The 13,633-nt window shown below is 70.6% G+C and carries 12 protein-coding genes; 9 read left to right on the top strand and 3 right to left on the bottom strand.

Going from position 1 to position 13,633, the window contains the following annotated elements:
- Positions 1-2,781 precede the first annotated feature (2,781 nt).
- The 4 genes from DWB77_RS00770 to DWB77_RS00780 all read left to right on the top strand — a co-directional run bounded on the left by DWB77_RS00770 (position 2,782) and on the right by DWB77_RS00780 (position 5,169).
- Complete coding sequence (locus DWB77_RS00770; RefSeq protein WP_120719419.1) at positions 2,782-3,147, top strand: STAS domain-containing protein; 366 nt, start codon at positions 2,782-2,784, stop codon at positions 3,145-3,147.
- A gap of 272 nt (positions 3,148-3,419) precedes the next feature.
- A complete protein-coding gene (locus DWB77_RS37430; RefSeq protein ID WP_162952309.1) occupies positions 3,420-3,806 on the top strand; it encodes an STAS domain-containing protein in 387 nt (128 codons plus the stop codon).
- A gap of 82 nt (positions 3,807-3,888) precedes the next feature.
- Positions 3,889-4,269: an ATP-binding protein gene (locus tag DWB77_RS00775; RefSeq protein WP_162952310.1), complete on the top strand. Its 381-nt coding sequence runs from the start codon at positions 3,889-3,891 to the stop codon at positions 4,267-4,269.
- A gap of 213 nt (positions 4,270-4,482) precedes the next feature.
- On the top strand, positions 4,483-5,169 hold the full coding sequence (locus tag DWB77_RS00780) for an adenosylcobinamide amidohydrolase (RefSeq protein ID WP_162952311.1): 687 nt from the start codon (positions 4,483-4,485) through the stop codon (positions 5,167-5,169).
- Between the two features lie 53 nt (positions 5,170-5,222).
- On the opposite strand, the gene DWB77_RS00785 is transcribed toward DWB77_RS00780, so the two are convergent.
- Positions 5,223-5,579, bottom strand: coding sequence for an STAS domain-containing protein (locus tag DWB77_RS00785; protein WP_120719421.1), 357 nt, complete (start codon positions 5,577-5,579; stop codon positions 5,223-5,225).
- Positions 5,576-6,904 carry a PP2C family protein-serine/threonine phosphatase gene (locus tag DWB77_RS00790; protein WP_120719422.1) on the bottom strand — a complete coding sequence of 443 codons (1,329 nt, stop codon included), beginning with the start codon at positions 6,902-6,904 and terminating at the stop codon, positions 5,576-5,578. Before DWB77_RS00790 ends, DWB77_RS00785 begins: the two co-directional genes overlap by 4 nt.
- Before the next feature lie 207 nt (positions 6,905-7,111).
- Here DWB77_RS00790 and DWB77_RS00795 point away from each other — a divergent pair, with 207 nt between their 5' ends.
- The 4 genes from DWB77_RS00795 to DWB77_RS00810 all read left to right on the top strand — a co-directional run bounded on the left by DWB77_RS00795 (position 7,112) and on the right by DWB77_RS00810 (position 12,554).
- Complete coding sequence (locus DWB77_RS00795; RefSeq protein ID WP_120719423.1) at positions 7,112-11,302, top strand: SpoIIE family protein phosphatase; 4,191 nt, start codon at positions 7,112-7,114, stop codon at positions 11,300-11,302.
- Entirely contained in the window at positions 11,302-11,589 is a 288-nt protein-coding gene (locus tag DWB77_RS00800; protein WP_120719424.1) for an STAS domain-containing protein, read from the top strand. Before DWB77_RS00795 ends, DWB77_RS00800 begins: the two co-directional genes overlap by 1 nt.
- A 189-nt stretch (positions 11,590-11,778) precedes the next feature.
- Positions 11,779-12,060: a DUF4190 domain-containing protein gene (locus DWB77_RS00805; protein ID WP_120719425.1), complete on the top strand. Its 282-nt coding sequence runs from the start codon at positions 11,779-11,781 to the stop codon at positions 12,058-12,060.
- Positions 12,061-12,290: 230 nt separating this feature from the next.
- On the top strand, positions 12,291-12,554 hold the full coding sequence (locus tag DWB77_RS00810; protein ID WP_120719426.1) for a hypothetical protein: 264 nt from the start codon (positions 12,291-12,293) through the stop codon (positions 12,552-12,554).
- On the opposite strand, the gene DWB77_RS38540 is transcribed toward DWB77_RS00810, so the two are convergent.
- The gene (locus tag DWB77_RS38540; RefSeq protein WP_281280083.1) at positions 12,511-12,834 is read right to left on the bottom strand and encodes a DUF6417 family protein; all 324 of its coding nucleotides are present in this window, start codon (positions 12,832-12,834) and stop codon (positions 12,511-12,513) included. The genes DWB77_RS00810 and DWB77_RS38540 overlap by 44 nt on opposite strands.
- A gap of 169 nt (positions 12,835-13,003) precedes the next feature.
- On the opposite strand from DWB77_RS38540, the gene DWB77_RS00815 reads away from it, so the two are divergent.
- On the top strand, positions 13,004-13,585 hold the full coding sequence (locus DWB77_RS00815) for a tryptophan 2,3-dioxygenase family protein (protein ID WP_120719427.1): 582 nt from the start codon (positions 13,004-13,006) through the stop codon (positions 13,583-13,585).
- Positions 13,586-13,633 lie beyond the last annotated feature (48 nt).

The raw sequence follows: 13,633 nt of genomic DNA on the forward strand, positions 1-13,633 counted from the left end.
CTCGGCCCACACGGTGCGGGCAGCGTCGCCACCTTGCCCCGCGGCCTGGGCTCCGCCTGGCACACGATCTCGATCTGGTTAGCGGAGCCATCCTCACCTGACCCGCCGGGCGACCTTCTGCATCGAGGGCGTCCGCCTGGTGGACGCTGAAGTGGGGCTCCGTCTGTCCTCAGGTGAGCACGTCATGAAAGGGCGTGGCCGACGCGGAGTAACCCGCCTCGCAGCAGGCATCCCGACACCGGGCACCGTAACGCCCGGCGGCGGGGGCAAGTCACCCATGGGCGCGGCGCTCGGGCGGCCCAGCGCCAGCTGCCACGGAAGGGCTTTGTCGCTGGCGTGCCGGGCGGAGGCGGTGAGGATCGGGCGCGGGAGTTCGGTGCCGTCTCCAAGGGCTCCCCCGGCCCCGGGGGCCCCGGCTGCCCGCCGCCCGTGATGATGAGCCCTCGTCGCCGACCCCCGATGGGGCCCTCCAGGCACGAGCCGGTCACGATGCGGGCTGAGGGGTGACCGTCGGGGAGGTGCGCCGGCGGGCGGACGAGCCGCCCGCCCGCTCAGGGTCAGCCTGTGCGTCTGCGGTACCGGCACACACCGGCACCGAGAGCTACGGCAGTCGCGCCGAGACCGAGTTGCCAGCGCGTCGCTGCGCCAAGTCCCGTCTCAGCGAGCTTGCCTGATGGAGCATCAGGCACTTGCCCGGCGGATTCGGCAGCCGCCCCCTGCTCGACCTCCGGCCGGTCGCCGGTGGGCGCCGGTTGATGATCACCCGGAGCGGGCTCGCCGGTTTCGCCCGTGGTCGACTCGCCGGCGCCGCCTCCGTTTGACTCGCCGGGCCCCTCTGTTCCAGCCTCACCGCCAGGATCCGCGGGTTCCTCACCGCCAGGGTCACCGCCACCCTCACCGCCGGGATCCGTAGGGTCACCGCCCGGATCACCGGGATCGGCGGACGGACGATATGCGACCTGTACCAGGGCGAGTCAAGACTGATGCCGTCGGAGGCTCCTACCTCAACGGCCTTGAGCGGAGCGTCATCGTGGAACCGCACGCGGATGGACAGCTGCACCATGCCGCTTGGAACGACCAGGTCGAAGTGCGCGGTGCTGGATGGCATCGTCGGATCCGCATTCCGCCACCCGCCCCCTCGCGTACCTGCACATCGACGTGGTCGGAACTCAGTTCCAGGTCACCATCGACGAGCATGAACGTCACGTCGCGAGCGGCGCCGACGGCTCGGCGTCTACGACGACCGTGACTTCTCGCCATGGGCCACCAGCGATGAATTCGTCCGGAAGCCCCCGCAAGGAGACAGTCACGCCCTGGCTCTCTTCCGCTCCGTCGTCCAATCGCCCGTTCCCGTCCGCTTCGCGCCCCCTGCCGGGGTCAGCGGGCAATCGGTCGGGCATCGTGAGCCCTACGCACGTGCCGCCGGCCGCCTCCGCCGGAGCGGCCAGCAGCGCGCGACGGGCGCCATGACACCGGCCGCGACGGCCAGCACGGTTCTTCTCAAAATGCACGGTGCTCTCTGTTCCACGTGTTGCACTCGACAAGATCACTCTCACTGGTGCAGAAACGCCACAACAGCCCATCTCTGGCTATGACCTCATAAAGCTCATTTATGACAGCTTTCCGACGTCTGCTTTCCTCAGGCAGAGCGGCCGTCGGGACGGTCCTACGCGCGGTCAGGATCGGGCGGCGCCGACACGGGGGCGCTCCCGGAGGCGCTTCCCGCTCGTGCACTCGGTCATCGATCCCCCTCACTCACGGCGTCGTACGGGATCCAACCCGTCGGCACCTTGTCGAACGAGCGCACACGTAGGCCCAGTTGAAGTCGATTGACCGGAACGCCCTCCCCTCCAGGTCACCTTGCGCCAGAAGACGGCCACCTCTTAGGCGGCACCGGATCCGCCCCGCTCGGTCGTCCCGAGCGGTCGACCGGCCGCGCTCGACCAGCACGGACAGCTCGTGTTCCGCCGACTGCACGCCGGCCGCACCAGTACGAGCACCGGCTCGCACGCCGGTGTACCGCGCAGCACTCAGGTCGGAATCCCCCGTGAACGCCCGCGCGCCGGACTCATGGACACGGCTCCCGCACTTGCAGCGGGCTTGGCGAACACCGTTCCTCAGTCCGTGAGTTGTTTGCGCACATCCATTCATGCCCTGGGCCGGCATGCCGACCGGGCGCGTAAGCGCCATCGCCTGCGCGTGCCGGGCCCAGGTCACCGCGTGCCGGGCCCGGGTCACCGCATGCCAGGCCCGGGTCACCGCATGCCGGCCAGCAGCCCGACCTCGAAAGCCGGCGCGCCGGCCTGGCCCAGGCTGCGGAAGTCCGGCTCGACCGACCCCAGGGGAAGGGCCCCGGTCGGCACGGCGGGAGTAGGCGCAGGACCAAAATCCGACCAGGGAGACGGGCGGGCCCTGCCGCAGTCTCGCCGGACCACCGTCCCCGTGGCACTCCATCGCGGTGCTGCGAATGAAATCAGCGGCGCCGGGGGGGTGCGAAGACACGTTCGAGGGATTGACGCAGCGATGCGGCACGCGCCGACCTGTCGCGACGTAGCCTTCGCAGGACCCTACGAGTGGGGCGTCACCATTGACGACGCCTGCCACTCCACGACCCCCAGGTGTACTGGTCTTTCTTTTCCCCCGATCGAGTGGCGATATGTACGGCGTTCAGGGGTAGACGGGCGGCCATGAAGGAGCAGCCGGGGCAGAACCGTCCCGCCACCGGCGCTCTTCAGCAAAGAAGTGTCCCGCGCCGATCAGGCGCCCGACGGAAGTGCACGCATGGCGACAACCTCTCCGGACGAATCCGGCGCAGGACCGCACGCCTCCCTCCCCGGGGCGACCATCACCGAACAAGTGCAGGGGGACAGGTCGGTGATCCTGACGGTCGCGGGTGCCCTCGACTGGAGCACCACCGGCCGACTCGTCACCGCGATGCAGAAGTCCGTCGACGCCCGGTCCGTCACAGTGGACCTGCGCGGCTTGGTCTGGGCGGACTCCGCGCTGCTGCACGCCCTCATCAATACGCAGCGCCATCTGCGCTCCCACGACACTCCGCTCGTCCTGCGCGGACCCTTGCATCCGGTTCTCGCACGCCTCTTCGACGTCACCGGGACCCACAGCTACTTCGTCTTCCACGATGCCTGACGGAACAGGGTCCACAACGGGGAAGACCATGCGGAGTACGTGCTCTGCTCGCCGGGTGCCCCAGCGCGCCGCGCACGCCGGGGAAAACGCCGAGCGACACGTGGCGCGTGGCCAACGGAGCACCCGGGCACGCGGGCATCCGGGTACCGAGGTATCGCGGAGACAGCCATCGGTACCTGCGCACCCATCGCGCCGTGCCGCGCGCCGGTTCCCCACCGCCGTGCATCGTGAAACCACACGCACCACACCCGTGACACGAGATGATCAGAAGCATGAGAACACCCGGTCCCCAGCCGGACACCCCCATCCCTCACGTACGCGGCCACTGCCACGACGACCTGCTGTGGGTCATCGCTCTGTCGGGCGACATCGAAGACGCGGTGGTCGCCCTGGTCGAGGAGGCCACTCTTCGCGCCGAGCGGGCCACCGCACACCTACTGGTCTACGACTTGGACGCCATGGGCTTCTGCGACTCGTCGCTGCTCAACCACCTCCTGCGCACGGCACGTCAACGGCACGTGGTCCTGGCGGGCACCAACCCGTTCATGGACCGCTTGCTGGACGTGACGGGCGTGGCCCACGTCTTCACCCGGGTCGCCACACTGGATGCCGCCCGATCCCTCACCAGCGACGAACGTGCGGTCGATGACAGGCAATGACGCAGCTCAGACCCCGAACGCCGACCCGCCGCCAAATACCCGGGGCGGACGTGAGCGCGCACCCCGCGAAACCCCTTGGCCCGTGTTCGAGACCGACTCCGCACGCCATGCCGTTCCGGAGGCACGTCGCCGGGCGGTGGCGTTCGTCAGGGACACGTGTCCCGGCGCGGACCTCATCGCGGTGCAACTCGTCCTGGGCGAACTGATCAGCAACGCCGTGCGGCACACCGCCGCGGGCACCTGGCACCTGCTCCTGCGTGCCGACGAGACGGCCCTGACCATGACGGTGACGGACTCCAGCTCACGCCTCCCCCAGCCCCGGCAGGCGGATCCGTTCGACGGGCTGGGGGGGTTCGGGCTGCACATCGTGGGACGCCTCTGCGACAGCAACACCGTCACGGTGCATGAGAGCGGCAAGGCGGTCACGGTCAGCTGGATGCTGCCGCACCGCCCGATTGCGTAGTCGGAGATCGTGACCCGGATTCCCGTGTCGGTCTTCGCGTGCCCGCGGGTCCGGGCCGTGACGTCGACAGGCCCGCACACGCGGCTGGTGTCACCGATCGGAAGACGACCTTGCCGTCCCTGCCACTCGCCCGGCCCCCAGCACACCCACCCGGGGAGTCGTTCCACGGCCCGGTTACCATCGCTCATCCCGCCGCACAAGGAGCCCATACCGGTGACCGTCGTCCTGCCGCCCGCCGGCACCACTGCCGGACTGCTGCACATGCAGGAAGTCACGCACGACACGGCGGACTGCCTGCGCAGCCTGGTGTGGCGGGCCGGCACGGGCTGGCGCATGGTCAGCAGTGCGGTCCTCGGGGGCGGCATCGGCGCGCGTGCGTGGGTGCTCAACACCCAGGTGCCGCACGGCTATCGGCGTACGGACCCGGACCGGCACCTGGCGGCGATCGCCCGGCGGATCGGCGCCGAGGGGCCGGGGGTCGGTCTGATGACGGCCGCCGACATCAGGTCGTCCGGCCGCGCGGAGGACGGCGGGGTCGAAACCGTCGCGACCGCCGGACTCGGTGTGCGCGGCTGGGCCGCATCCCCCGCGTCCGGTACAGACGTGCCCGCCCGGCCCGGGACGATCAACATCGTGGCCGCCGTGCCGGTCGCGCTGAGTGACGCGGCTCTGGTCAACGCCGTGGCCACGGCCACGGAGGCCAAGGTGCAGGCGCTGCTGGACGCCGGCTTCGACTGCTCGGGGACGCCGACGGACGCGGTGTGCGTGGCGGCCAGGGTGCCTCGCGCCGACGAGGAGGTGCACGCGTTCGCCGGTCCGCGTTCGCTGTGGGGCGCCCGCCTGGCACGCGCGGTCCACACCGCCGTACGCACCGCAGCCGAGTTCGCAGCCGACCGCTGACCTGCCGCGGACCGGTTCGCCCGCCCGGCCGGACCCCACTCAATGCGGGCCCGTCAAGCGCGTAGCGCCTCGATCGCGTCCTCGACGGTGGGCTGGAAGGTGAAGAGCTGGTCGAGGCCGATGATGCGGAAGACGTGCATCTGGTCGGCGGTCACACCGACCAGGACCAGCGGGGCGCCGGCCTCGCGCGCCTGGCGGTCGGCGCCGATCAGCACGGTGATGCCGGTCGAGTCGCAGTAGGTGAGGCCGGAGAGGTCGATCAGTACGGGAAGGGCGGGACCGAAGGGCTCTTCCTGGATGAGCCGGGTCAGCTCCGGCGCCGTGTGGTGGTCGAGTTCGCCGGCCACGGCCAGCACCGTGGCCCCGCCGGCGTGGGTGCGGCGGGTGGCGGTCAGAGTGGGGTCGGTCACCGGGTCTCCTGAGCGAGTTGGGGCGTGCGGCGGGGCGGGACGGACAGGGCGAGCAGCGCGGTGTCGTCGCTCACCCCGGTACCCAGATCGGTGAAAAGTTTGTGCACGGTGGCCAGTAAGTGGTCGGCTCCGCGGGGGGTGTGGGCGGACAGATGGCGCGCGAGCCCTTCCTCGCCCAGCATGTGTCCGTTCGCGGTGCGCGCTTCGATGAGCCCGTCGGTGTACAGCAGCAGTGCGTCGCCCGGCGCGAGAAGGGTGCTGGCCTGCACGAATTGGGGCTCGGGCAGCAGGCCGATCAGCTGGCCGCCGGCCGTGGACACCGGCTCGACCGTGCCGTCCGCACGCACGGCCAGGGCCGGAGGATGGCCGCCGCCGGCCAGCGTAACGGTGAACGACCCGTCCGCACCGGCGTCGAGCACGCCGAACACCGCCGTGCAGAACCGCTGGAAGTCGCCCTGGAACTCACCCTTGAGGACCGTGTCGAGGTTGGCGAGGGCGGTCCGGGGGTCGGGGTCGTAAATGGCGGCGGCCCGCAGGGTGTAGCGGGTCAGCGAGGTCAGGGCGGCGGCGTCGGCTCCCTTGCCGCACACGTCGCCGACGAAGAACGCCCAGCGGCCGTCGTCGAGCGGAAAGAGATCATAGAAGTCGCCGCCGATCTCGTCGAGGGACGCGGGGTGGTAGGCGGCGGCCGTGTCCAGCCCGGGGACGGTCGGCAGGGTCGGCGGCAGCAGGGTGCGCTGGAGCGTGCGGGCCAGCCGTTCCGCGTCCGCGCGCCGTTCCCGTTCGGCGGCCACGGTGTGCAACGCGGCCAGCCGCAGCTCGAGTTCGTCCATGGCGAGCGCGGCCAGCTCCTGGAGGGCGGCGAGCTGGTCGTCGGCCGGCCGGCGGGGGCAGGTGTCGAAGACGGTGACGGTGCCCAGCTGGTGCCCGTCCGGTGTGGTGATCGCCGCGGCGGCACAGAAGCGTACGTCCAGCTGCCCGGGGACGAGGAGGCCGGCGACCGGACCGGCATCGGCGCGGGTGTCGACGAGGACGCGGGGGCCGTCATGCGCGACCGCGAGGGACCAGGCGCCCGCCGCACGGGGGAACTCCCCGACGTCCCCGAGGCCGTACGCCGCCTTGCACCACACCCGGTCGCTGTCCACGATCGCCACCATGGCCATGGGAGCCGCGAAGACGCGCGCCGCGAGGGAGGCGATCTTGTCGAAGACCGGGTCGGCGGGCGTGTCCAGGACCGCGTAGCGGCGCACCGCGTCGAGCCGTCGCTGCTCGTCCTTGGTCGCGGAGCTCGCACCGCGGCGCGGACCGTACTCACACACCGCCATGCCCCCCGTTCCGCCCGCTGGATCGTGCCTGCTGGTGTCAGGCGCGGCAGTTATATCCTATGGATCTGTCTGCAAGTACCCCGGATGGTCCAGCGATCACGCGGGTAGCTCCAATCATGAACACCGCGGCGCGCGGAGGGACGACAGCACGACGAGCGCGGCGGCCATGTGCTCGTACGTCGGCTGCCGTGAACGAAGGGGTGGGTAGTGACGCGTTCCGAGGATGCCGGGCCCCGAGGCACGGCAGCGGCCGGAAGCGATGTGTTCGCCGCGGACACCGCGGTCGGCGGTGACCTGGCGCTGGTGGACTGGGCGGCGACCACCCCGCTCGGGGACCCGGAAGGCTGGCCGCAGAGCCTGAGGACGACCGTCAGCATCCTGCTGTCGTCGAAGTTCTCGATGTGGATGGCCTGGGGGCCGGAGCTCACCTTCTTCTGCAACGCCGCTTACCGGCGCGACACTCTGGGGCGCAAGTATCCGTGGGCGCTGGGACGGCCGGCGAGCGAGGTCTGGGCCGAGATCTGGCGCGACATCGGTCCCCGCATCGACAGCGTGCTCACCACCGGCGAGGCCACCTGGGACCAGGCGCTGCTGCTGTTCGTCGAGCGTTCCGGCTACTCGGAGGAGAGCTACCACACCTTCTCCTACAGCCCCCTGCGCGACGACGCGGGTCTCGTGGTCGGGATGCTGTGCGTGGTCAGCGAGGAGACCGAACGGGTCATCGGTGAACGGCGGATGGCGACCCTGCGCGATCTGGGTTCCGACCCCAGTGTGGTGCGCACCGAGCAGGAGATGCTCGACTTCGCGCGCGTGCAACTGAGCCGCAATCCGCACGACCTGCCGTTCACGCTGACCTATCTCTTCCAGGACGACGGCAGTGCCGCGCTGGCCGCCGCCACCGGGGTAGCGGACGACCACCCGGCCGCCGTGCCCCACCTCGCGCCGGGCTCCGATACGGCGTGGCCGACCGCCGCCCCGGCGCGGGGCGAGACCGTCCTCGTCCCGCTCGACGGAGCGACGCATACGGATCTGCCGACGGGGGCGTGGCCCGAAGCACCCCGGCAGGCGTTGATCGTGCCGCTGCGGCAACAGGGCGGTGACCCGTACGGTTTCATGGTGGTCGGCCTCAACCGTTATCGGGCCCTGGACGACGGATACCGCGGCTTCGTCGAACTGGTCGCCGGGCACGTCGCCTCCGGAGTCGCCAGTGCCCGCAGCTATCAGGCTCAGCAGCGCCGCGCGGAGGAACTCGCGGAGCTGGACCGGGCGAAGACGACGTTCTTCTCCAACATCAGTCACGAGTTCCGCACGCCGTTGACGCTGATCATGGGGCCAGTCGAGGAGCTGAGGAACCGGCTCCCGGACGACGGGGCCCGTGCGGAGCTGGAGGTCATCCACCGCAACGGGCTGCGCCTGGGCAAACTGGTCAACACCCTGCTCGACTTCTCCCGCATCGAGGCCGGCCGGATGCAGGCGAGTTACGAGCCGGTCGATCTGGCCGTGGTGACCGGTGAGCTGGCGAGCGTGTTCCGCTCGGCCATCGACCGGGCCGGGCTGGACTTCGAGGTGGACTGCCCGCCGCTGCCCGAGCCGGTCTTCCTCGACCGGAGCATGTGGGAGAAGGTGATTCTCAATCTGCTCAGCAACGCGCTGAAGTTCACCTTCGACGGCTCGATCAGGGTCGCCACCACCGTCGAGGACGGCATGGCCGTGGTGACCGTCGCCGACACCGGGATCGGTGTCGCGGCGGGGGAAATGCCCCGGCTCTTCGAACGTTTCCACCGCATCGAGAACGCCCGCACCCGCTCCAACGAGGGCAGCGGCATCGGCCTTGCCCTGGTGAAGGAACTGGTCGGACTGCACGGCGGCGAGATCAGCGCCGCCTCCGTCGAGGGCCGCGGCACCAGGTTCACCATCCGGCTGCCGTTCGGCGCCGCGCACCTCCCGGCCGGCGCCGTCCGGTCGGAGTCGTGCCGCGCCCCGGCCCCCATGGCCGAGCCCTTCATGCAGGAGGCCCTGCGCTGGCTGCCCGGTGAACAGAGCGCGGCGCTGCCCGCCTCGGTCGAGAGCATCACCAACGGGACTGCCGCGCACGCGACTTCCGCAGGCGCGGGCTCTGACGAATCGGCCGTCGGCGAGGACGTCCCGCCCCATGTCCTGATCGCCGACGACAACGCCGACATGCGCGAGTACCTCACCCAGCTGCTGCGCGGCGCGGGGTACCGGGTGGCCTCGGTCAATGACGGCCGAGAGGCCCTGCGGGCCGTACGCGCCCAGGCCTTCGACCTCGTGATCAGCGACGTCATGATGCCCCACCTGGACGGGCTCGCCCTGGTCGCGGCGCTGCGGGCCGACTCGCGGACCGCCTCGGTCCCCGTACTGCTGCTATCGGCGCGGGCCGGGCAGGAGTCATCGATCGAGGGCCTGCGGGCGGGCGCCGACGACTATCTCGTCAAACCGTTCGCGGCGGCCGAACTCCTCGCCCGGGTACGGGCCAACGTCGAGCTGGCGCGCCTGCGCAGCCATCACGCCCGCTGGCGCACCGCCCTGGTGGACTCCTTGCAGGAGGCGTTCTTCGTCTGTGACGAGGACGGCGCCGTCGTCGAGATCAACACGGCGTTCGCCGACATCCTCGGCTACGGTCCCGAGGGGCTGCCCTACCGGCCGGTCCATCCCTGGTGGCCCGACGCCGCCGACTCCGAGGCGTACGAGCAGGTCAGCGCCGCCTTCACGCAGCTGCTCGGCAACCCGAAGGGTTCCTACACCATTCCGATCACCCACCGGGACGGCCACCGGCTGTGGGTGACGGCCACGTTCAACCAGGTCGACGATCCCGACACCGGGCGCCGCGTGACCGTCGGCACCTTCCGCGACGTCACGGCCGAGCACTACGCCATCCAGCGCGAGAGCGCCCTGGCGGCCCTGGGCACCTGCCTGGCACGGGCGACCAGCGTGCAGCAGGCACTGACGGGGGCCCTGGACGAGCTGAAGAAGCTGTGGCGCGCCCGATGGGTCATGGCGGCCGTCTTCGACCGCGGCGACGAACCCACGCTGACTTCCACCGACGAGACGCCCCACTGGCGGGACCTGCCCGCCGAACGGCGAGCGGCGCTCAACACCCTGCGCCATGGCCCGGTCCTGACCCCGATCGACGACGCCACCGGGGCCAGCATCCTCCTGGAGTTCCCCGAGGGCCCGCTCGCCCTGTGGATCCACATGGGCGAGAACCGCCCCTTCACCGGCGAGGACCAGCTGCTGCTCTCCCTGCTGGCCGGGCATCTCGCCCAGGGGCTGAGCCGCGCCCACCAGATCGACCAGCAGCGCGAGACCGCCATCGCTCTGCAGCGGGCCATCCTCGGCCCCTCGCGCCTGCCCGCAGGTTTCGCCGTCCGGTACGAGCCCGCCACCCAGCCGCTGGAGGTCGGCGGCGACTGGTACGACACCGTCGTCCTGCCCGACGGCCGGATCGGCATCGTCGTCGGCGACTGTGTCGGCCGGGGCCTGGAGGCCGCCAGCGTCATGGGTCAACTGCGCAGCGCCTGCCGGGCGTTGCTGCTCCAGGACGCCAGCCCCGCGCAGACGCTGATGGCCCTGGACCAGTTCGCGGCGGGCGTCCCCGGCGCGGCCTGCACCACCGTCTTCTGCGGCGTCCTGAACGCCGAGATCGGGCAGCTGACGTACTCGAGCGCCGGCCATCCGCCCGGCATCCTTGTCCGGCCGGACGGTGCCACCCTGCTTCTGGAGGACGGCCGGTCACTCCCGCTGGCCGTACGGACCGGCAGCCGGCGCCCCGAGGGAACATGTGCCATCCCGGCGAGGTCCACCCTGCTCCTCTACACCGACGGCCTCGTGGAACGCCGCCGCCGCCCGCTCAGCGACGGCATCGACCAGGCGAGCCAGGCCCTCCAGGACGGCCGGAACACCGCGGTCGACGAACTCGCCACCCACGTCATGTCCAGGCTGGCCCCCGCGGGCGGTTACGACGACGACGTCGCCCTGCTGCTCTACCGGCACCCGGCCCCGCTGGAGATGTCCTTCCCGGCCGAGTCGTCCCAGCTCGCCCCCGTACGCAAGTCACTGCGCAGCTGGCTGAGCCAGTGCGACCTGCCGCCCACCACGGCGCAGAACATTCTGGTCGCCGCGGGCGAGGCGTGCGCCAACGCCGTCGAGCACGGCCACCGCCACTCCCCCGGCGACCCGATCCACTTCCGCGCCGAGGTGTACGTCGACGATCTGCGCCTGACCATCGCCGACAGTGGCAGCTGGAGGGACCCGCAGCCTGAACTCAACACCCACCGCGGCCGCGGCATGCGCCTGATGCGGGCGCTGATGCAGCGGGTCACCGTCACGCCGGGCGCCTCCGGTACCACCGTCGACATGCACACGAGGATCGCCTGATGACCACCCACCTGACCCTCACTCACGGACGACGGCCCGACGGCACCGCGCTGCTGACCGCGGTCGGCGAGATCGACATGAGCAACGCGGGCGAACTGGCCGCCGCCCTCACGGGAACGGCCGCCCCCCTGGTCCTCGACCTCAGCGGCGTCGAATACCTCGACAGCGCCGGTCTCAGCGTCCTGTTCCCGCACGCCGAACGCCTCCAGCTCATCACAAACCCCCTGCTGGTCCCCGTCCTGACCATCTCGGGCCTGCTCGATCTGACGACGGTCCACGGCGAGTAGCTCCGCGCAAGCGGCGGCATGTCGGCGAGGGGGCGCCGCGACGGGTGAGTGCGCCGCCCAGGGGCAGATGAGGCCGGAAGCGGAAGCCAAACTCTCAACTGGCCTATCTGCAACGGTAGTTGACTGCCCATCGAGAAGCAGGGCATCCGCAACCCATACGGAATCCGAAGCCCGAGGTGGGAGACAGCGATGACACCGTTCAGCAACTCCGAGGCCAACCCGTCCCGCACCAACGGTCTGGCCGTGGCCGGGCTGGTGTGCGGCATCGTCGGCATCTTCTTCCTGAACATCGTGCTCGGTCCGCTGGCCATCGTTTTCGGTGCGGTCGCCCTGCGGCAGTCCGCGGCCAAGGGGGGTGGAGGGATGGCGAAGGCCGCTCTCGCGCTCGGCATCATCGACGTACTGCTCTTCGTAGTGCTGCTGATGGTGGCCGCCTCCAACGGCGGCTTCCACTGGTACGTGGGCGGCTGACCTCACCACACGAGAGGGGCTCGACGCGGGTGCCGCGTCGAGCCCCTCAGCTGTCCCGGCCAAGCGGCGAACCGGAACCGCGTCAGTCGCTGTCCTGCGGCGTGCCGCGGGTCTCCCCGGTGATGAAGCCGATGAGGCCGGCCATTCCCCCTTCCTGGAGGGCTTGGCGCTGCCGGTCGGCGCCGGTTCCTTCACGTAGGAGACGGTGCAGGAGCGGCTCGACGTGCCGTGTGTCGCCGTGCTCCTCCAACGCCGGGGCCGATGTGGTCGGTGAGGCGGCACAGCATGTCACCGACCGCGAGCGGATGCCCTTCGTGGTCCAGGAGCGTCCCTCCCAGGCCGCCGAAACCGCCCCCCTGCCGACTCACAAGATGGCCGCCGAAGGCCCGGTGGGCCCGGGGCTCAGCGATCTCGTCGCGGTCGCGGAAGACCTTCTGCGGCAGTACGGCATTACCAAGACGTTCGTGGACATCCTGGACCTCGATGCGGGATGATCTCGTCCGCTGCGGACACTCTCAACGCCAACGAAATCGGGATCAAACAATCGGCGGTGCGCGAGCGGCTCCCGTCGGTTGCGGGCCGGTAGATGATGTCGTACTCGCGGCCGAACCGGTTCGCCTCCGCCGCCGAGCGGGTCACCGCATGGAGCCACAACCCGTAGGCCCCGGACTCCATCTGACCCTGCGTCAGGCACAGCAGCCAGCGGCCCAGTGCCCGGTCGTGGACGGCAGCGCGGATCTGTTCCTCAAGCCCCGGGGCGGGCGTGAAGTACAGGGACCCCCCCGTTCTCGCCGGTTATTGCGAGGGCGGGCGATGTGTGCTCCCTCAGGGCGCTGTCAGGCCCCTCGACGGCGATTCACCAATGGGAGCCGGTCGGGTGACGTAGTGGCACACCAGGCGGCGACCGGCGCATCGGGGGCCGCCTCCCGTCATCATCGAGTGCATGGAGACGCCTTACGCCTGTTACCTTCGACTTCCCGCGCTCCTCGATCTGCAGCAGCCGCGCACCCCGGACGAGCGGACTGGTCAGTGGGCGGACGAGCGCTTCTTCATCACCGTGCACCAGTCCGCCGAAGTCCTGGCCAGTCAGGCCCTGGTATATCTGCACCGGGCCGCCGAGCACGCGCAGACGGGCAAGGATCCCGAGGCCGCTGCGGCCCTGCGCAGAGTCACAGCACTTGTGGACATCCTCGAACACCACCTCACGCTCCTGGACCACCTCGAACCCGACAGCTTCGCCTCCTTCCGCCCGCTGCTCGACAATGCCAGCGGAGCCCAGTCCAGCCAGTTCGCCGAGCTGTTCCAACGCATCGCCGCAGCAAACCTCCTCGGCCCGCCGACCGACGACCTTCCGACGGAGCAGCCCCTTGCCAGCTCTGCGTTGCAGGCTCTGCGCGGGGCCGTCGTCCGCTGGCGGGTCCGGCACCTGCTCCTGGTCGAGCGGATGACCGGTGACCAGCCCGGCAGTGGCGGAACGTCGGGGCTGGCCTTTCTGCGCGACCAGATCGACCTGCCGCCCCGCTGACGGCTGGCGGGCACGGGATGACGCGTCCTGTGTGGGAGTCAAACCGCC

The organism is Streptomyces hundungensis (assembly GCF_003627815.1).
In the GTDB taxonomy this organism is placed as follows: domain Bacteria; phylum Actinomycetota; class Actinomycetes; order Streptomycetales; family Streptomycetaceae; genus Streptomyces; species Streptomyces hundungensis_A.